This is a genomic window from Pseudomonas sp. EA_35y_Pfl2_R111 (assembly GCF_963970955.1).
Taxonomy (GTDB): Bacteria; Pseudomonadota; Gammaproteobacteria; order Pseudomonadales; family Pseudomonadaceae; genus Aquipseudomonas.
Map to the genome: position 1 here is coordinate 681,423 of NZ_CAXAOM010000002.1, position 17,137 is coordinate 698,559.

At 60.4% G+C, this 17,137-nt stretch carries 16 protein-coding genes; 1 reads left to right on the forward strand and 15 read right to left on the reverse strand.

Annotation, left to right across the window (positions count from 1 at the left end):
• Positions 1-15: 15 nt before the first annotated feature.
• The 10 genes from AACY25_RS11790 to AACY25_RS11835 form a co-directional block, all read right to left on the reverse strand.
• Positions 16-528 (reverse strand): GNAT family N-acetyltransferase, encoded by a 513-nt coding sequence (locus AACY25_RS11790; RefSeq protein WP_339524707.1) that lies wholly within the window; start codon positions 526-528, stop codon positions 16-18.
• Positions 529-1,623 carry a PLP-dependent cysteine synthase family protein gene (locus AACY25_RS11795; RefSeq protein ID WP_339524708.1) on the reverse strand — a complete coding sequence of 365 codons (1,095 nt, stop codon included), beginning with the start codon at positions 1,621-1,623 and terminating at the stop codon, positions 529-531. It lies immediately after the preceding gene.
• Between the two features lie 150 nt (positions 1,624-1,773).
• Positions 1,774-2,679 (reverse strand): DMT family transporter, encoded by a 906-nt coding sequence (locus AACY25_RS11800; RefSeq protein WP_339524709.1) that lies wholly within the window; start codon positions 2,677-2,679, stop codon positions 1,774-1,776.
• A gap of 179 nt (positions 2,680-2,858) precedes the next feature.
• Complete coding sequence (locus AACY25_RS11805) at positions 2,859-3,191, reverse strand: Na+/H+ antiporter subunit G (RefSeq protein WP_339524710.1); 333 nt, start codon at positions 3,189-3,191, stop codon at positions 2,859-2,861.
• Between the two features lie 10 nt (positions 3,192-3,201).
• Positions 3,202-3,471, reverse strand: coding sequence for a K+/H+ antiporter subunit F (locus AACY25_RS11810; protein ID WP_339524711.1), 270 nt, complete (start codon positions 3,469-3,471; stop codon positions 3,202-3,204).
• Positions 3,456-3,959: a Na+/H+ antiporter subunit E gene (locus AACY25_RS11815; RefSeq protein WP_339524713.1), complete on the reverse strand. Its 504-nt coding sequence runs from the start codon at positions 3,957-3,959 to the stop codon at positions 3,456-3,458. Before AACY25_RS11815 ends, AACY25_RS11810 begins: the two co-directional genes overlap by 16 nt.
• Entirely contained in the window at positions 3,956-5,461 is a 1,506-nt protein-coding gene (locus tag AACY25_RS11820; RefSeq protein WP_339524715.1) for a monovalent cation/H+ antiporter subunit D, read from the reverse strand. Before AACY25_RS11820 ends, AACY25_RS11815 begins: the two co-directional genes overlap by 4 nt.
• Positions 5,458-5,787 (reverse strand): Na+/H+ antiporter subunit C, encoded by a 330-nt coding sequence (locus AACY25_RS11825; protein ID WP_339524717.1) that lies wholly within the window; start codon positions 5,785-5,787, stop codon positions 5,458-5,460. Before AACY25_RS11825 ends, AACY25_RS11820 begins: the two co-directional genes overlap by 4 nt.
• 1 nt (position 5,788) lies before the next feature.
• Positions 5,789-8,581, reverse strand: a complete 2,793-nt coding sequence (locus tag AACY25_RS11830; RefSeq protein ID WP_339524718.1) for a monovalent cation/H+ antiporter subunit A — start codon at positions 8,579-8,581, stop codon at positions 5,789-5,791.
• A 325-nt stretch (positions 8,582-8,906) separates the two neighbouring features.
• A complete protein-coding gene (locus tag AACY25_RS11835) occupies positions 8,907-9,368 on the reverse strand; it encodes an outer membrane lipoprotein (RefSeq protein WP_339524719.1) in 462 nt (153 codons plus the stop codon).
• A gap of 175 nt (positions 9,369-9,543) precedes the next feature.
• On the opposite strand from AACY25_RS11835, the gene AACY25_RS11840 reads away from it, so the two are divergent.
• A complete protein-coding gene (locus tag AACY25_RS11840) occupies positions 9,544-9,780 on the forward strand; it encodes a hypothetical protein (RefSeq protein ID WP_339524721.1) in 237 nt (78 codons plus the stop codon).
• 7 nt (positions 9,781-9,787) lie between these two features.
• Here AACY25_RS11840 and pdxH read toward each other — a convergent pair whose 3' ends face one another.
• From pdxH to dinG, 5 genes are all read right to left on the reverse strand, one after another.
• The gene (gene pdxH / locus AACY25_RS11845) at positions 9,788-10,435 is read right to left on the reverse strand and encodes a pyridoxamine 5'-phosphate oxidase (RefSeq protein ID WP_339524723.1); all 648 of its coding nucleotides are present in this window, start codon (positions 10,433-10,435) and stop codon (positions 9,788-9,790) included.
• A 104-nt stretch (positions 10,436-10,539) separates the two neighbouring features.
• Positions 10,540-11,220, reverse strand: coding sequence for an OmpA family protein (locus AACY25_RS11850; protein WP_339524725.1), 681 nt, complete (start codon positions 11,218-11,220; stop codon positions 10,540-10,542).
• Between the two features lie 93 nt (positions 11,221-11,313).
• Entirely contained in the window at positions 11,314-12,459 is a 1,146-nt protein-coding gene (locus tag AACY25_RS11855) for a serine hydrolase domain-containing protein (RefSeq protein WP_339524727.1), read from the reverse strand.
• A 117-nt stretch (positions 12,460-12,576) separates the two neighbouring features.
• Positions 12,577-14,709: a beta-agarase gene (locus AACY25_RS11860; RefSeq protein ID WP_339524729.1), complete on the reverse strand. Its 2,133-nt coding sequence runs from the start codon at positions 14,707-14,709 to the stop codon at positions 12,577-12,579.
• 207 nt (positions 14,710-14,916) lie between these two features.
• Positions 14,917-17,061, reverse strand: coding sequence for an ATP-dependent DNA helicase DinG (gene dinG, locus AACY25_RS11865; protein ID WP_339524731.1), 2,145 nt, complete (start codon positions 17,059-17,061; stop codon positions 14,917-14,919).
• Between the last annotated feature and the right edge of the window lie 76 nt (positions 17,062-17,137).

Genomic DNA, 17,137 nt, shown 5'->3' on the forward strand with positions numbered 1-17,137 from the left:
CTCGTGAACGGTCGACTAAACGTGCAAGCGCAGGCAACAAACTGTGGTACGCCGTGAGCCATTGGGGCGGCGCTCGGGGTCGGCGTAGGTTTCAATCTCAACAAACCCAGCCTTGCGCATCATCCCGGCCGAGGCGGCGTTTTCTTCGTGGCGGTCGATATAGATATCGGCCACGCCCTGCTCGGCCAGCGCGGTAACCACCTGTTTGAGCAGACGTGAACCCAAGCCCTGCCCGGCAACTGCGCGATGGGTGACTGCCTCGCAGATATAGGCGTGCTCAAGATCAAGGCGCGTCGGCGGCTGGTAGCGGGCGAAGTGCCGCGAGTACTGATAACTGACAAACCCCAGCAGCTCGCCACCGCGCTCGGCCAGCAATGCAGACACCGAACCGTCGGCAATCTGCTGGAGATGGGTTGTTACCTCGGCAGGAGGCAGATAATTCCATGGATTCGGCCCGTGCTCGAAGATCAGCCCACAGAGGTTGTCGATATCGGCAGCCGTCGCCTCACGAATGCGCAGGTTATCCATCTACAGCCCTGCCGTGGGCAAGTCAGCCGGCAAGGCGACGCCGCGTTCGGCACAATCGGCTACTGCGGCCAGCAGCGCAGTCAGCTCAAAGCCTTGAGCGCTAAGCCAGGTCTGATTGTAGTAGGTGTCGGCATAGCGCTCGCCGCCATCGCAGAGAATCGCCACCACCGAGCCGGATTCCCCCGTAGCGACCATACGTTGCGCCACCAGCAACGCGCCAATCAGGTTAGTGCCACTGGAGCCGCCCACTTTACGACCCAGGCGCTGCGCCAAGTAATGCATAGCGGCTAGCGACAGCGCGTCGGGCACCTTGCACATCGCATCGATTACCGACGGCAGAAAAGATGCCTCGACCCGTGGCCGGCCGATACCTTCGATACGCGAGCCATGGTTCAGGCACAGGCTGGCATCGCCGGTGCGGTAGTAATCGAAGAACACCGAACGCTCGGCATCGGCGCACAGCACCTGGGTGTTGTGGCGGCGATAGCGCACATAACGCCCCAGTGTTGCCAAAGTGCCGCCGGTGCCAGGGCTGGAAACCAGCCAGCTCGGCTCGGGGAAGCGCTCGCTGCGCAACTGCTGGAAGATCGACTCTGCAATATTGTTGTTGGCGCGCCAGTCGGTGGCGCGCTCGGCGTAGGTGAATTGATCCATAAAGTGCCCGCCGGTCTCGCGCGCCAGGCGCTCGGACTCGGCATAGATCTGTGTCGGGTCGTTCACCAGATGGCTCTGCCCGCCGTAGAAGGCGATCTGCGCGATCTTCTCCTTCGAGGTGCTGGCCGGCATCACCGCGATAAACGGCAGCCCCAGCAAGCGGGCGAAATACGCCTCGGAAATTGCAGTGGAACCGCTGGAGGCCTCGATCACCGGCGCCCCGGGCTTGAGCCAGCCGTTACACAGCGCATAGAGAAACAGCGAGCGCGCCAGGCGGTGTTTGAGGCTACCAGTGGGGTGGCTGGATTCGTCCTTGAAATACAGCTCGACGCCCGGCAAACCCGGCAACGCCAGGGGAATCAGGTGGGTATCGGCGCTGCGCTGAAAATCCGCCTCGATAATACGGATCGCTTCGCGCGCCCAAGTTCTTGAATCGCTCATGCCTTAATCCCCTAGGGTTTATTTCGGACTTCGCGAGCTAGAGCGAGACAAGGCAAAAATGGCCGAGGAAGCGGAGTTTACGAGCTGTAAATGAGCATTCCGAGGCTATTTTTAACGCCGTATCGCCGACGCGCAGCAAATCCAACGTCCTCAATCCAGCACACCAGCTGGCACCACACGCGTCCCGCGCCACTGGCTTAGCAATACGCCAGCAAACACCAATGCCGCCGCCAGCATCTGCACAGCATTCAGGCTTTCGCCCAATAGCAGTATGGCGAACAGCAGGGTGAACACCGGGATCAGGTTGGTAAAGCCCGACGCCTGGCTCGCCGGCAAGCGGCTGACGCCGAAGTTGTACAGCCCGTATGCGCCCACCGTGACCAGAATGCCCAGGTACGCCACCGCGCCCAGGCCCATGGGACTGACACTGGTCGGCAAGGGTGCGCTGAACCAGGCCAAAGGTAGAAAGAAGATGGTGCCGACAAAGGCCACCATGGCAGTCAGCAGAAATGGCGAATAGCGCGATGACAAGTGCTTGAGCAGCAGCGTGTATCCCATGGCGCAGAGCATCGCGAGCAGCTCATAGAAGTTACCAAGAAGGGGGTTACTGGCATGCTCATCGGCGCTACCGGCCAGGCTCAGCCATATGGCACCTATCAGGGCGATCAGAAAACCTGCCAAGGTGATGCGGCTAATCCGCTCGCGCAGGAAGATAAACGCCCCGACCGCCACCAGCAGTGGCAACAAGGCTGTGACCATGCCCGCCTGAGCGGCGCTGGTGTGCTGCAAGGCCAAAGCTTCAAAGAGGAAATATAGACAGGGTTCGCAGGCCGCCAGGCCCAGCAGATACTTCCAGTCTCCGGCGCGGTAATGCATCTGCCCGCGCCAGCGCCAGGCCAGCAGAAATACCAGGCTACCTAGGGCCATACGGCCGAAAATCACCCACAGCGACGGCAACTCGGCAAAGGCCAATTTCAGCGCAATAAAGGAACTGCCCCACAGCGCCATGGCGATCACCAGACAGATCACCGCGATGCCCCTTCCCTGCTCTCGCATATCCAAGCCCCTGACTAAAGGCTGCAGTGTAGAGAGGCAGGCGTGGCGCCAACAGATACAGTCAGCGCCGTGAACTGTGTGGTCTGGTTCTTTGTGCCTGCATCGGAGTTCGCGAGGCTAAAGCGAGACAAGGCGCTATGTAGTAACAGCCGAAGGTTGATCAACGCGCCGACGTCGGCTTATTGCTCCCAAGGCTTACCGCGAGTCTTCTCGCTAATCCGCAGCTTCTGTTGCAGCGCCGCCTTGGCCAGCATATGGGCGCTGACCGGTGCGGTGATAAACAGAAACAAGGCGATCAGCAGTTCATGCAGGCTGACGCCCTCGCCGCGAAAGCTGAAGTAGATCAGCGAGGCAATCACCATGCCGCCCACGCCCAGGGTGCTGGCCTTGGTCGGGCCGTGCAGACGCATAAAAAAGTCCGGCAGACGGTACAGACCAATCGCACCGACCAGCGCAAACAGGCTGCCAAGCAGCAGAAACAGCGCCACCAGCGCTTCGATCCAGAAAGCCATCAGGTGCTCCTCATTCGATGATGTCGCCGCGCAGTAGATACTTGGCCACTGCCACCGTGCCGATAAAGCCCATCACCGCAATCAACAGGGCTGATTCAAAATACATGTCCGAGCCCAGCCAGATGCCGAACAGCACCAGCATGGCAATCGCATTGATATACAGGGTATCCAGCGCCAGGATGCGATCGGGCAGATCGGGCCCGATGATCAGCCGCGCCATGGTCAGAACCAGAGCCAGGCCGATGATTACCAAACACAGCGGAATCACGTAGGCGAGCATGTGAATACCTCTAGCAGGGGTGCTTCGTAGCGCTGTTTGATTTCCGCCACCATGGCCTCGGCGTCAGGCACATCCAGGCCGTGTACCAGCAACATGCTGCGGTCATCGCTGAGGTCGGCGGACACCGTGCCCGGGGTCAGCGAGATGATACTGGTGAGCATGGTCAGCGCCAGTTCATCTTCCAGCAGCATGGGAATTTCTACGAATGCCGGGCGCAGCTTGGCGGTTGGGCCGAGGATCAGTTTGGCCACCTGCAAATTGGCAACGATAATATCGCCGAGGACGCGCAGCAGAAACAGGCACAGTTTGAGCGGTTTGTAGACCCGTGGCGGGTTGATCCAGAACACCTGAGTCAGCAACGGAATCGCCCAACCGAGCAACGCGCCGAGCAACAAGTGGCCCAGGCTCAGGTCGTTTATCAGCAGTAGCCAGACCAGCAGCAGACAAAGGCTCAGCAGCGGATGAGGTAACCAACGACGTGCTTTCATCGTGCAGCTCCCGATTCGATGATCTGCCGGTACAGCGCCAGGTCATGCAGCTGACTGGCCGTGGCCTCGACATATGCCAGAAGCGGCGCAGCACCGACCATCAACAGCAGACTAAGCAGTAGCAAACTGGCGCAGGCCAGCAACCGGCCGTAATCCAACTCGGCGCTGTCTAGCTGGCTTAGGCCGACGCGCCAAAACAGCATGCTACCGGCGCGACTCAGAGCAATCAGAGTCAACAGGCCACCGCCCAGCACAATCGGCCATAACAGCAGCGCCTGCAGGCCAGGCTCCAGCGAGCGCAGCAACAGCAGCTTGCCGATAAATCCGGAAAGCGGCGGCAGGCCCGCCACGGCAATCGCGCCGAAAAAGAACAGGCCGCCGAGCAGATGCGGATTCTGCAATGCCGGGCCCTGCACCAGCAGCGCCTGCTTAACACCACGCTGACGGGCAATCAGATCGGCCAGCAGGAATAGCCCACCGGCCACCCAAGTGCTGTGCACCAGGTAGTACAGGGCAGCGGCCAATGCCTGCTCGGTGCCAATTGCAATACCCGCAAGTAAGGTGCCGACCGACACCACCACCAGGTACGCCAGCAGCCCCTGCAAGCTGACCGCCGCCAACGCACCGATCACGCCCAGCGCCAGGGTCAGCAGGGCAATCGGCCAGAGCCAGTCGTTGGCCATATTAGCCAGGCTGCCGGCCTCGTCACCGAAGATCAGCGTGTATACGCGGATGATCGAGTACAGGCCGACCTTGGTCATGACCGCAAACAGCGCAGCGACCGGCGCAGTCGCCGAGGCATACGCCTTGGGCAACCAGAAATACAGCGGCACAAAGGCCGCTTTAAGACCGAACACTACCAGCAGCAATAAGCCGGCAGCGCCGAGCAGCGCAGCATCATCGGGCCCGGCGGCGGCTACGCGAATGGCCATATCGGCCATATTCAGGGTGCCGGTGATGCCATACAGCACACCCACCGCGAGCAGGAAGAACGCCGAACCTACCAGGTTCAGTACGACATAATGCAGCCCTGCGCGCACCCGCTCTACCCCGCCGCCATGCACCAGCAGTGCATAGGACGCGATCAGCAGGATCTCGAAAAATACAAACAGGTTGAACAAGTCGCCAGTAAGAAAGGCGCCGTTAATACCCATCAGCTGGAACTGGAATAGCGCATGGAAACTCTGCCCACGCTGATCATCACCACGCACTGCATACAACAAGGCAAAGCTGCCGAGCACTGCGGTGACCACCAGCAGCAAAGCACTTAGACGGTCAAGCAACAGGATGATGCCGAAGGGTGCTGCCCAGTTACCCGCGGCATACACCTGGAGCACGCCCTGATCGGCCAGCCAGAGCAGGTAGCCGCTCAACGGCAGCAGCAGCAAAGTGGCCAGCAACGACAGGCTGCGTTTGACCCGCAGACTCAGGCCCGCGCCCAGCAGCAACAGGCTGCCGGCAAACATTGGCAGCAAAATTGGCAGGATCAAGCCGTGATTCATTGCACAGGCTCCTGGCCGTCAACATGGTCGGTCTGGGTTTCGCCGACGCTGCGCAACGCCAGCACCACGACGAAGGCAGTCATGGCAAAACCGATCACGATGGCGGTCAACACCAGTGCCTGCGTCAATGGGTCTGCGTACTCCTTGCCCACCCCGATCACCGTGGCCACGCCGCTCTGCAAACGGCCCATGGCAAACAGGAACAGGTTGACTGCATAGGAAATCAGCGTCAGCCCCAGCACCACCGGGAAGGTCCGTGCGCGCAGCAACAGGTACACCCCGCTGGCGGTCAGGATGCCCAGGGTTGTGGCAAATATGGCTTCCATCTCAAAGCACCTCTTGTGCGGCTTTTCCCTGGGTCAACTTGCCCAGGTTGGCGAGAATCAGCAGGGTCGCGCCGACTACCGTCAGGTACACGCCCAGGTCGAACAACATGGCGGTGGCCAGTTCGATTTCACCGATCAGCGGGATATGGAAATGACCGAAGGCCGAGGTCAGGAACGGCCGGTCAAACAACCAGCTGCCCAGCCCCGTCAGCCCGGCAATCAACACGCCGAGGCCGGCCATGCCCTGGTAATTCAGCGGCAAGCGCGACTGCGTCCACTGCACGCCGCTGGCAACGTATTGCAGGATCAACGCCACTGCGGTCACCAAGCCGGCGATAAAGCCGCCACCTGGCAGATTGTGCCCACGCAGGAAGATAAACACCGAGACCAGCAGCGCCATCGGCAACAGCACCCGCGACAAAGTGGCTAGAATTAACGGATGGCGGTCACGCGCCCAGTCGCGCCCCTGTGCATCAACCTTTGGCTGGATCAGGCGCAAACCATCAAGCAGCGCGAAGATACCGACTGCGGCAATCGCCAACACGGTGACCTCGCCCATAGTATCGAAGCCACGGAAGTCCACCAGAATCACGTTGACCACGTTGGTACCGCCGCCGCCCGGCACACTGTTCTCCAGGAAGAACGCCGAAATACTGTCATACGGCCGCGTCAGCACGGCAAACACCAGCATCGCCACCATCACTCCGCTACCCACCGCCAGGGTGAAGTCGCGCAGACCACGCAGGCTGCTCGACTCAATACGGGTATGCGCCGGCAGAAAGAACAGCGCGAGCATCAGCAGGATGATCGTTACCACTTCGACCGAAAGCTGAGTCAGGGCCAGGTCTGGCGCCGAGTAACGGGCAAAGGCCAAGGCCACCATCAGACCGACCACGCTAAGCATCAACAGCGATACCAGACGCTGGCGGTGGAAGACCACTGTTACCAAGGCAGCCAAAGCCATGATGCCCAAGCCCAGGGTGGTGATGCCGTCGATCGGGGCCATGGCTAGCGGCCCATTGATCTGTGGCAACGAGCTAAGGCCCTGAGTTACTACCAACAAGGCGGCAGCCAGCAGCAGCGCCAGGTAACGCTGCAGCGAAGCATTCTCCAACCAGTTGGTCAGCGCGCTACACACCTTGATCAAGATCAGCACGCCCTGCTCGAACAGCAGTTTGGCATCCACACTCGGCAGCCCGGCATACCAGCGAAACAGTGGCTGACGGAACACGTACACCAGAATCCCGCCAAACAAGGCGATAAAACTCATCAACAACGGCAGGTTGAAACCATGCCAAATCGCCAGGCTGTAGCTCGGCACCTCACCACCCAGGGTGGCCGTAGCGGCAGCCGCCAGTAGCGGCGCCACGGTGTAGGCCGGAACAATCCCTACCAGCAGGCAGAGGAACACCAGAATTTCCACTGGCACCTTCATATACCGTGGCGGCTCGTGCGGTGGGTAGTGCGGCAGATCAACCGGCTCACCGTTGAAGAACACGTCATGGATAAAGCGCAACGAATAGGCCACTGAGAACACGCCGGCCAAGGTTGCAGCAGCCGGAATTACCCAGTTGAAACTGCCCAGCAGGTGCTGATTGAGCGTCTCGCTAAAGAACATCTCTTTGCTCAGGAAGCCGTTGAGCAGCGGCACCCCGGCCATCGCCGAGGCTGCCACCATGGCCAGCACAGCCGTATGTGGCATGTATTTCCACATGCCGTTGATACGCCGCATATCGCGGCTACCGGTTTCGTGATCGATGATCCCCGCCGCCATAAACAGCGAGGCTTTGAAAGTGGCGTGGTTGATGATGTGGAACACAGCCGCCACCGCCGCTAAGCGAGTATCCAGGCCGAACAGCAAGGTGATCAGGCCCAGGTGGCTGATGGTCGAGTAGGCCAACAGCCCCTTGAGGTCATGCTGAAACAGCGCCATCCCGGCACCAACCAGCAACGTCACCAAGCCAGTGATACTGACCAGGTAGAACCACCACTCCGAACCTGCCAACGCCGGGTACAGGCGCGCCAGCAGGAACACCCCGGCCTTGACCATGGTCGCGGAATGCAGATAAGCGGACACAGGCGTAGGTGCGGCCATGGCATGTGGTAGCCAGAAATGGAACGGAAACTGCGCCGACTTGGTGAACACCCCCAGTAGCACCAGAACCAGCGCCAGCGGGTAAAGCTCATGGGCGCGGATCGCATAACCGGCAGCCAGCACCTGAGACAACTCGAAACTGCCAGCGATATGGCCGATCAGCAGAATCCCGGCGAACAGCGCCAGGCCACCGCCGCCGGTCACGGCCAGGGCCATACGCGCACCTTTGCGAGCATCCGAGCGAGCACCCCAGAAGCCGATCAGCAGGAACGACGACAGGCTGGTCAGCTCCCAGAACATCAGCATCAGCAGCAGGTTTTCCGAGAGCACCACGCCGAGCATGGCGCCCATAAACAGCAAAAGGAAAGCAAAGAAGCGCCCCATGGGCTCCTTCTTCGACAGGTAATAACGGGCGTAGAGAATGACCAGCAGGCCGATGCCGAGGATCAGCAAGGCAAACAGAAAGCCCAGGCCATCCAGACGCAGGCTGAGGTTCAGGCCCAGCGCTGGCAACCACTCCACCTTGACCTTGAGCAACTCGCCAGCGAACACCGCAGACTGCTGCGAAAACAGCAAGACCAGCGCCGTCAGCGGCGCCACCCCGGCTGCCGCGGCGCAGGCGGAACGGCCCAGACGCTCGGCCAGCAGAGGCAGGAAGATGCCGAGAAATGGCAAGGCGATGATCAGCGCAAGCGTCATAGAAATAACCCCTTAATACGAACCCGGCACGTACTCGTCCCCGGCTGACTCCCTATCCTGCTGACTGACGGCAGCCCCAGGTTTGACCGGTGCTGCACCCGCGCAGAAGTATTGCACCGCACGGCGACGAAAGCCCGTTGGCGCAAAAACGTGGGCGATTATCCATAACTATCGGCCAGCCGTCATGGATAGAATCATTACTAAACACTGTGTTTTCCGCGAGCCTGCCCAAAAAATCTGAAAAACACCGGTAAACATCTGGTTTATCTGGAAAAAAGGCAATAAAAAACCGGATCAGTCGGGACTGATCCGGTTTTTACGATACTTAGTGAGTAACGCGGCTGGTGCCATTCACGGTCATGATGCGCACACGCTCACCGACGCGGAAAATCTGATTTTCTTCGACGGCCTGAACATAGGCACGCATGCTGCCATCATCTTCGCGCACAGTGATTTCCACACCTTGGGTACGGGTCAGGCCTTCTTCGGTCATAGCCCCCAGCAGACCACCAGCAACTGCGCCGATCACTGCAGCCACCGCACTGCCACGCCCACCACCAACGCCGCTACCCGCCACACCGCCGATTACCGCACCGGCACCTGCGCCGATCGGGGTTTTCGTGCCTTCGATCTTCACTGGGCGTAGCGCTTCGATGGTGCCCATGCGCACCGTTTGCACCGCACGCGCTTCATCGCGCGAATATGTGTCGCCCGTCAGGCTGGAGGCGCAGCCGCCCAGCAGGGCTAGCGCGGCAAACGAAGCCGCCAATAGAAAGAGTTTACGCATGATGGTTTCTCCATTTGGGCAGGCCCTCATTAAAACGCCTGCGCACTGGCGCTGTCACCCGCCAATATGCAGCAAAACTTTACCCAAGCTGCCGCCTAGGGCTATGGCGCGACACTTAGCCGCGTGCAATAGCGGCATCCAATCAGCCTAAGCTAGGTGCTGGTTTGGGGGATTTATGGATTACTTTATCGTCGCCATCACCAGCGTTGCCGGGCTGTACTTCCACTGGTGGCTGTATGTGCGGATCAAGCGCTGGATGGATCGTGACCTGGCGCTATCGCTGGCCGGTGACTCAGTGGCCAAACGCAGCTATATGCTCGCTCGCCTTGCCGAGGCGCAGGCCGCCGGGATCAAACGCAACGACCTGCCAGCCTGGCTGGAGCACGCCGCCGGACAATACTCCGGCGACTAAAGCGCGCTCAGGGTGCTAGGCGCTCACGCAGCCAGGCGGCGTCCTGCAAACGGAAATTGAGGCGGTCATGCAGGCGGCTGGAACGGCCTTGCCAGAACTCGATGCGCTCCGGCAGCAGGCGATAGCCACCCCAGTGCGGCGGGCAATGCGGCGCGCGATCGAGAAAACGCTGCTCGGTTTCTGCCAGCAGGCCTTCTAGCTCGGCACGGTCGGCAACCACCCTGCTCTGTGGCGATGCCCAGGCACCTAAGCGGCTGCCCAGCGGACGTACCTGGAAGTAGGCATCACATTCTTCGGCAGTAACCCGCTCGACGCGCCCCTCGATCCGTACCTGCCGCTCCAGGCTCGGCCAGAAGAAGGTCATGGCGGCAAAGGGGTTGGCGGCCAGTTGCTGACCTTTGGCGCTGTCGTAGTTGCTGAAGAAGGTAAAGCCGCGCGCATCCAGGCCTTTAAGCAGCAGCACCCGGCAGTGCGGACGCCCTTCGCCATCGACGGTCGCCAGAGTCATGGCATTCGGTTCGACCGGCAGTTGCTCGGTTTTTACCGCCTCGGCGAACCATTGCTCAAACAAAGCAAAGGGCTCAAGCGGCGCCTGCGCCTCGCTCAAGCCATCGCGGGTGTAGTCACGGCGCATATCAGCTAGGGTTTGAGTCATCGGCAAATCCTCTTAAAAACGTTTTGCCTAGCTTAACCGCGAGCACTCTATCTGGTTTGATCTGCGGCAACACGCCACTGCGTAGTGACTATTGATGTAGTGGCTTACTGGCTGCTAGCGGGCTTATCAGCCTTGGCTACGGCTTTCGCATTCTTGTCCGCAGCAGGTTTGGCCGCCGCGACTACTACCGTGGGCGCCGGCTGGCTGTATTTGGAGATCAGCGCGTTGAGGGTGGCTTTCGAGGTCAGGAGAATTTCCACCCGACGGTTCAGTGCACGGCCTTGCTGGCTGTCGTTGGCGGCGCGTGGCATGTCTGAGCCTAGCCCCTTGACCATCAGGCGATTTTGCTTGAGGCCGCTAAGGCGGAAAATCGAGGTGAAGGCCCGGGCTCGCTGGTGGCTCAGCTCGCGGTTGGCATTCACTTCACCGCTGCTATCGGCATGGCCGAGAATCAGCACACCAATGGTTTCATCACTTTCCAGCAGTTTGGCCATACGGCTAAGCGGCCCAAGGGTAATCGGCAGCATCATGTGCGGACGGTCCGGATTGAACGAGCCCTGCACCGGTGCGGTGACCACCAGCAGGTTCTCCCGACGCTCAAATTCAAAATGGGTGCCCTTGATCGCTTCGCGCACCTTCGGCTCATACACATCCAACCAGGCCTGGGTCACTGCAGGTGGCGGCATTGGCACCACTTTCGGTGCAGGCTTTGCGGACTTGTCGAAAAGACTGCAACCGCTGATCAGTACACACAGAGCGATGGCGAGAGTTTTATTGGCGAGCATCGGGTATCCACACGTATTGAGCAAAAGAAGCCGGTCAGTGGCCTGCGTAAAGAGCGAGCCATGCCATATTGCGCAGCAGTTTAGCCGAGCTGGCTATAAACAATCAGCCAACAGACGCGCAAGTTTCTGCGCACGAGGGTCCATCAAGACGAACGGTCCTAGGTTATTGGTGACAAACCCGAAGGCCACATCCCGTTCCGGGTCGGCAAAGCCAATAGACCCCCCTGCTCCAGGGTGACCAAAAGCGCGTGGCCCCATGCCGTAGGTGGCATTGGCGACTTCCGGCTGGTCGAGCATGCAACCCAGACCAAAACGGGTGCGGGTCAACAGGGTCCTGTCCTCACCCACCGCATGCTCACGGGTCAACTCGGCCAGCAGTTCGCTTTCCAGCAATCGGCCATCCAACAGGCCGCTATAAAAACCGGCCAGGCTGCGCGCATTGCCATGGCCGTTTGCTGCCGGCTGCTGCATGCGCCGCCACTCGGGTTTGTTGGTGCTGGTCATGATCGAGGGCGGGTTGGTAAAGGCCCGTGTGCTCATGGCCGCCGGCTCGCTCATCATGGTTTTGAGCAAACGCTGGGCGGCCGCGTCACCGAAGTTGCCCTTGCCGCGGGAGATGATCGATACGCGATCAAACTCCTCATCGGCCAAACCAACATGGAAATCCAGACCAAGCGGTTTGGCCGTGCGCGCAACGATGGACTCGCCCGGCCCGCGCCCCTCGACGCGGCGCAACACCTCACCCACCAGCCAGCCATAGGTGATTGGTGCGTAACCATGACCCTCACCCAACGCCCACCAGGGCTGCTCGGCTGCCAGGGCTGTGGTCATCGCTTGCCAGTCATACAGCGCCTCAGCCGGCAGCATCTGGCGCAAGGCTGGCAATCCGGCCTGATGGCTGAGCAAGTGACGCAGGGTAATTTTGTCCTTACCGGCAGCGGCAAATTCCGGCCAGTAGCGCGCCACCGGCGCATCGAGCTCGAGCTTACCCTCGCCCACCAGCTGCAACGCGGTGACCGCAGTAAAGGTCTTGGTGCAGGAGAACAGATTGAGGATGGTGTCGCTGTGCCAGACCTGCTGGCCATCCTTGTCGGCCACCCCGGCCCACAGATCCACCACGGTTTCGCCACCGATTTGCACGCACAGCGCCATGCCGCGCTCCTGCGGCTCATCGAACAACGCCGCAAAAGCGTCGCGCAACGCCTCGAACTTCAGGTCGAAATAACCTTGTATCTGCACCGCCCTGCCCCCTTCTTCTTATATTTGGCCACTGTTCGGCAGATTGTTTCAGCTCTGACGCCAGCGGTGAACCCAGCCCAGGGCTGGCAAGCCTACTATCAGTCTGGCGAATAGCCTTTATGGAACCGCAGGAACTGGCGCAGCTACAGGCTTAAGCAGAGCTTTCGGCACATCGAGGTTAGCTTTGCGCACAGCTTTAACGAAGCCATCCCATGGCCGATCAGTAATCGCGACTAGACCCAAGTGACCATTCTCGCCGTCCAGCAAACGCCCGGTAACCGGCTGGTCGAGGTACTGGAACCAGTGCACGCCGACGATCTGCGGCTCCTCCAGGGCCTTGGCCAGGAAATGCGCATAGGCCGGGCCGCGTTCTTGTTCCTGGTAGACTTCGGCAACTCCACCCCAGAACGGCCCACGGTCACGGGAGCCGAAGTGGAACTCGGTGACCATCAGCGGCTTGTCCAGCTCGCGCAGGGCGGCAAAGTCGTAACCGTGCTGCGGCTCGCGGGTGTAGAAGTTGAAGCTCAGTACATCGCAGAACTTGGCGCAGGCATTCACCGCTTCGGGGATGCTGCTGGCAAAACGGCCACCCAACAGCAGGTGGTTGGGCGCGTGCCACTTGAGCGAATCGGCAATGGTCTTGAAATAGGTCTCGGCATACAGACGCAAGAACGCCTGCATGTCTTTTTCGACGGCCGGGTACTCGGCACTTGGCAATGGTGCCTTAAAGCCAGGATCTTCCATCAATTCCCAGGCAGGCAGCTCGATGCCCCAGGCGCGGGACAGACCATTCTGATTGCGGTACTTGTCGCGTAGCTGCTTGAGGAAGGCGCGCTTGGCCGGAACGTCGGTGGTCAGGCGCAGCGTGGCGTACGCCAGGGCATAGCGACCATAGGGGTCATCCGCCGGCCCAGCCCAGGCCAGTTCGTTATCGGCGAAATAACCGAGCAGCCAGGGGTTATCACGGTGATCGCGCGAGGCTATCGCTACAGCACGCTCGGTGGCCATGGCGAAGCGTGGGTCGAATGGATCAGGCATCGCGCCCCACCAATCAACGCCGGTGCTGATGGTGGCGTAATCGCCATGAATCGACAGCGCAATGCTGAACGGCATACGCGTATCGCCGCCGAAGGCCGGCTCGCTCCAGTTACCCAGGGTATTGAAGCCCCAGGCCTGCAGTCGGTCCTGGCTCAGCGTGCGCCAGGCCGCAGGGTCAACCTGGCCATAGCTGCGCTGCAGGTTGGCCTTGTAGAAGTCGAACCAGCGCCCGCTGGCAAACGCCCGGCCCTGATTGGCGCCAGTGTCGCTGCGGCTATCGGATGTGTCGAAATAGGCGGCCAGCGCCTCGCCCGGTTGCGGCAACCCGGCAAACATCGCCTCGCGCCCCTCAACATAGGTAGCGCTCTGTTGCGTGGTGACCGCATTGACGCCCAGCGAATAGAACGGATGGCCCTCAGGCGTTACCAGAAACCAACGGCCATCGCGCTTCTCGGTACGGAAGAAGCCGCTTGCCTCAAATGGCTGCCCACCGGTCCAGCCAGCATATTTGTCATGTGCAGGGCGCTCGGCTAGCCAATTATGCAATTGCTGCTGCTCCTGAGCCGCGGCCTGCTGCAACTGCTCGTCACTTTTTACCTTGCCTGGCCAGTCGGCCCGCGTGTATTGACCGTAACCGTCGACGATGCTGGCATAGGCCGCCGCCGAAAGCTGTTCGGTGGTCACGCCAAACTGGCTGATCAGAATATCTTGCGCGGCTTTCGGCTGCGGTATGGACAGCGTGACCGCACTGACCTTACTCAGGTCCAGCGCGCCGGTCACCGTGTCCGCCAACAGCAGGCGCTGGCCTTTATGCGTCCAGGGCATCGGCACACCGGCACGCATACCTTGATCGCGGGGCGAAGTTGCCTGCAGAGGGATCAACAGCGTTTGCGCAGGGCCAGCCGGCAAGGCGATACGCGTACTCAGGCGCTGGCCGTCAGTACTCTCGATCAGCACATCCAAAGTCAGTGCCCAGTCCATGGCGTTCTGCACACGCAGGCTTATCAGCGTCTGCTGCGACCAGTCCCAGCTACCGTCTTGCGGAGTCAGCCGTAGGCTCGGCTGTTCGGCGGAATGGAAGGTCACCCGGCGCAGTACTTCGCCTTGCGGGGTCGGCTCGCCGATACGGTTGGGCAGATCAGCATCCTGCGTCGTGACCTGCACGGCATCCAGTGGCCGGACAAAGTTGAACAGCTCCTGCTCTTTCGCCATGGCTGCGCCGCTAAACCCTATGAGCACTGATACCAGAACAGCCGTTTGCAGCCTGCGCTTAACCTTCACGAACCACACTCTCCCATTGTTTCGACCACCTTAGGCAATACTGCCGAAGGCAAAATCCAGGCCCTGGTGTTTACCAAGACATTGTCCACGCGCACTTGGAACCAATACTGCTCAGCGAGTTGCCTGCCAGACGGGCTGCTAACTGATTTCCCGACGAAACGGCGGCAAGGCATTAAGAATCGACTTGCCGTAACGCTGAGTAACCACGCGCCGGTCCAACAGGGTGATAATGCCGCGATCCGCTTCGGTACGCAGCAGTCGGCCACATGCCTGCACCAGACGCAGCGAGGCATCCGGCACGGCAATTTCCATAAACGGATTACCCCCGCGCGCTTCGATCCACTCGGCCAGAGCCGCCTCTACCGGATCATCCGGCACGGCGAAAGGAATTTTGGCGATCACCACATGCTCGCAATAGGCACCGGGTAGGTCCACGCCCTCGGCAAAACTGGCCAGCCCGAACAGCACGCTTTCCTCACCGCTGTCGACCCGCGCCTTGTGCTTGTTCAGGGTTTCCTGCTTGGACAGGTTGCCCTGGATAAACACCCGCTTGCGCCAGTCGCGCTCCAGACCGTCGAAGACTTCCTGCATCTGCTTGCGAGAGGAAAACAGCACAAGGGTGCCGCGTGAACCCTCGACCAGGCCGGGCAGCTCGCGAATGATTGCGGCCGTGTGCGCCACCGCATCACGCGGATCGGCGTTCAGGTTAGGTACCCGCAGCACACCGGCGTCTGCGTGATGGAACGGGCTCGGCACCACCGTGGTAACGGCCACTTTCGGCAAGCCTGCGCGCATGCGGTAGCGATCAAAGGTGCCCAGCGCCGTCAGGGTCGCCGAGGTTACCAGGGCGCCATAGGCGACATTCCACAAATTACGCCGCAGGGTTTCAGCGGCCAGGATCGGGCTGGCGTTGACCTCGATATCAAACAACGCGCCGCTGTCGGCCAGAGTCAGCCAGCGCGCCATCGGCGGACTTTCCTCCGGATCTTCAGCGGTAAAGGCCAGCCACAGCTCCCAGTTACCCTTGGCCCGTGCCAGCAGGCTGCCGAACAGCGGATACCATTCCTCGGCCTGGTGACTGGCAATACCAACAGCGCCCTCACCATCCATGGCTTCCTTGAGCTGTTCAGTCACGCCAGTGAACAGATCATTGAGTTTGGAAAAGCCCTTTTTCAGTTCCAGGCCCAGCTCAGTCAAATGCTCCGGCACTACACCGCCGACAAAGCGATGGCGCGGCCGCTCGCGGCCCTGCATATCCTCGCCGGGCTTGAAGTCGGCCACCTGTTCACAAGCGGAAAACATAAATTGCTGCTGGGTTTTGAGCTCCCGCGCCAGTTCCGGCACCTGCTCGATCAGCCTGCCGAGATCCCCGGGCAGCGGATTTTGCGCCAGCAACTTGGTCAGATTCTTGTCGATCTGGGTCAGCCAATCGGCAGTCGAGCGCAGGCGGGTAAAGTGGGCAAAATGACCGATGGCCTTGTCCGGCAGGTGGTGACCTTCATCGAACACATAGAGGGTATCGCGCGGGTCCGGTAGCACCGCACCGCCGCCCAGCGCCAGGTCGGCCAGGACCATGTCATGGTTGGTCACGATGACGTCAACCTTACCCATACCCTCGCGGGCCTTGTAGAAGGCGCACTGCTGAAAGTTCGGGCAATGGCGATTGGTGCACTGGCTGTGATCGGTGGTCAGCTGCGACCAGCGTGTGTCTTCCAGCTCTTCCGGCCAGCTGTCGCGGTCTCCGTCCCACTTATTGCCGGCGAGCTTTTCGATCATCGCGGTGAACAGCTTCTGACTCTGCTCATCCACATCGATCTTGAAGCCTTCTTCTTCGAACAGCTGGGCGGTGGCGCTCTGCGCCTGACCTTCCTGCAGCAGGATATCCAGCTTGGACAGACACAGATAACGCCCCCGCCCTTTGGCCAGGGCGAAGCTGAAATTCAGCCCGCTGTTGCGCATCAGATCTGGCAGATCCTTGTGCACGATCTGCTCTTGCAGGGCCACGGTGGCCGTGGCGATCACCAGACGCTTACCTGCTGCCTTGGCAGTGGGAATCGCCGCCAGGCTGTAGGCCACGGTTTTGCCCGTACCGGTTCCGGCCTCAACCGCCACGACTGCAGGATCACCCAGGCGTCGACCTTCGTCGTCAGTCTTGATCGCACCCAGCACCTTGGCGATTTCAGCAATCATCAGGCGCTGGCCGTAGCGCGGCTTGAGCGACTTGGCTTCGAGAAAACGGGAATAAGCGCCCTGGATCTGGGACTTGAGTTCGGTACTAAGCATGGAATATTGGCGCGAAAAGGCTGGATAAATTTTCAGTGTTTGTAATCGGCGGCTATCATAGCGCGCTAATCGATCC

Excerpts from the sequence above, each read along its gene's own strand:
- AACY25_RS11790 (WP_339524707.1), bottom strand. The coding sequence starts at position 528 with ATGGATAACCTGCGCATTCGTGAGGCGACGGCTGCCGATATCGACAAC.
- AACY25_RS11795 (WP_339524708.1), bottom strand. The coding sequence starts at position 1,623 with ATGAGCGATTCAAGAACTTGGGCGCGCGAAGCGATCCGTATTATCGAG.
- AACY25_RS11800 (WP_339524709.1), bottom strand. The coding sequence starts at position 2,679 with ATGCGAGAGCAGGGAAGGGGCATCGCGGTGATCTGTCTGGTGATCGCC.
- AACY25_RS11805 (WP_339524710.1), bottom strand. The coding sequence starts at position 3,191 with ATGGCTTTCTGGATCGAAGCGCTGGTGGCGCTGTTTCTGCTGCTTGGC.
- AACY25_RS11810 (WP_339524711.1), bottom strand. The coding sequence starts at position 3,471 with ATGCTCGCCTACGTGATTCCGCTGTGTTTGGTAATCATCGGCCTGGCT.
- AACY25_RS11815 (WP_339524713.1), bottom strand. The coding sequence starts at position 3,959 with ATGAAAGCACGTCGTTGGTTACCTCATCCGCTGCTGAGCCTTTGTCTG.
- AACY25_RS11820 (WP_339524715.1), bottom strand. The coding sequence starts at position 5,461 with ATGAATCACGGCTTGATCCTGCCAATTTTGCTGCCAATGTTTGCCGGC.
- AACY25_RS11825 (WP_339524717.1), bottom strand. The coding sequence starts at position 5,787 with ATGGAAGCCATATTTGCCACAACCCTGGGCATCCTGACCGCCAGCGGG.
- AACY25_RS11830 (WP_339524718.1), bottom strand. The coding sequence starts at position 8,581 with ATGACGCTTGCGCTGATCATCGCCTTGCCATTTCTCGGCATCTTCCTG.
- AACY25_RS11835 (WP_339524719.1), bottom strand. The coding sequence starts at position 9,368 with ATGCGTAAACTCTTTCTATTGGCGGCTTCGTTTGCCGCGCTAGCCCTG.
- AACY25_RS11840 (WP_339524721.1), top strand. The coding sequence starts at position 9,544 with ATGGATTACTTTATCGTCGCCATCACCAGCGTTGCCGGGCTGTACTTC.
- pdxH (WP_339524723.1), bottom strand. The coding sequence starts at position 10,435 with ATGACTCAAACCCTAGCTGATATGCGCCGTGACTACACCCGCGATGGC.
- AACY25_RS11850 (WP_339524725.1), bottom strand. The coding sequence starts at position 11,220 with ATGCTCGCCAATAAAACTCTCGCCATCGCTCTGTGTGTACTGATCAGC.
- AACY25_RS11860 (WP_339524729.1), bottom strand. The coding sequence starts at position 14,709 with ATGGCGAAAGAGCAGGAGCTGTTCAACTTTGTCCGGCCACTGGATGCC.
- dinG (WP_339524731.1), bottom strand. The coding sequence starts at position 17,061 with ATGCTTAGTACCGAACTCAAGTCCCAGATCCAGGGCGCTTATTCCCGT.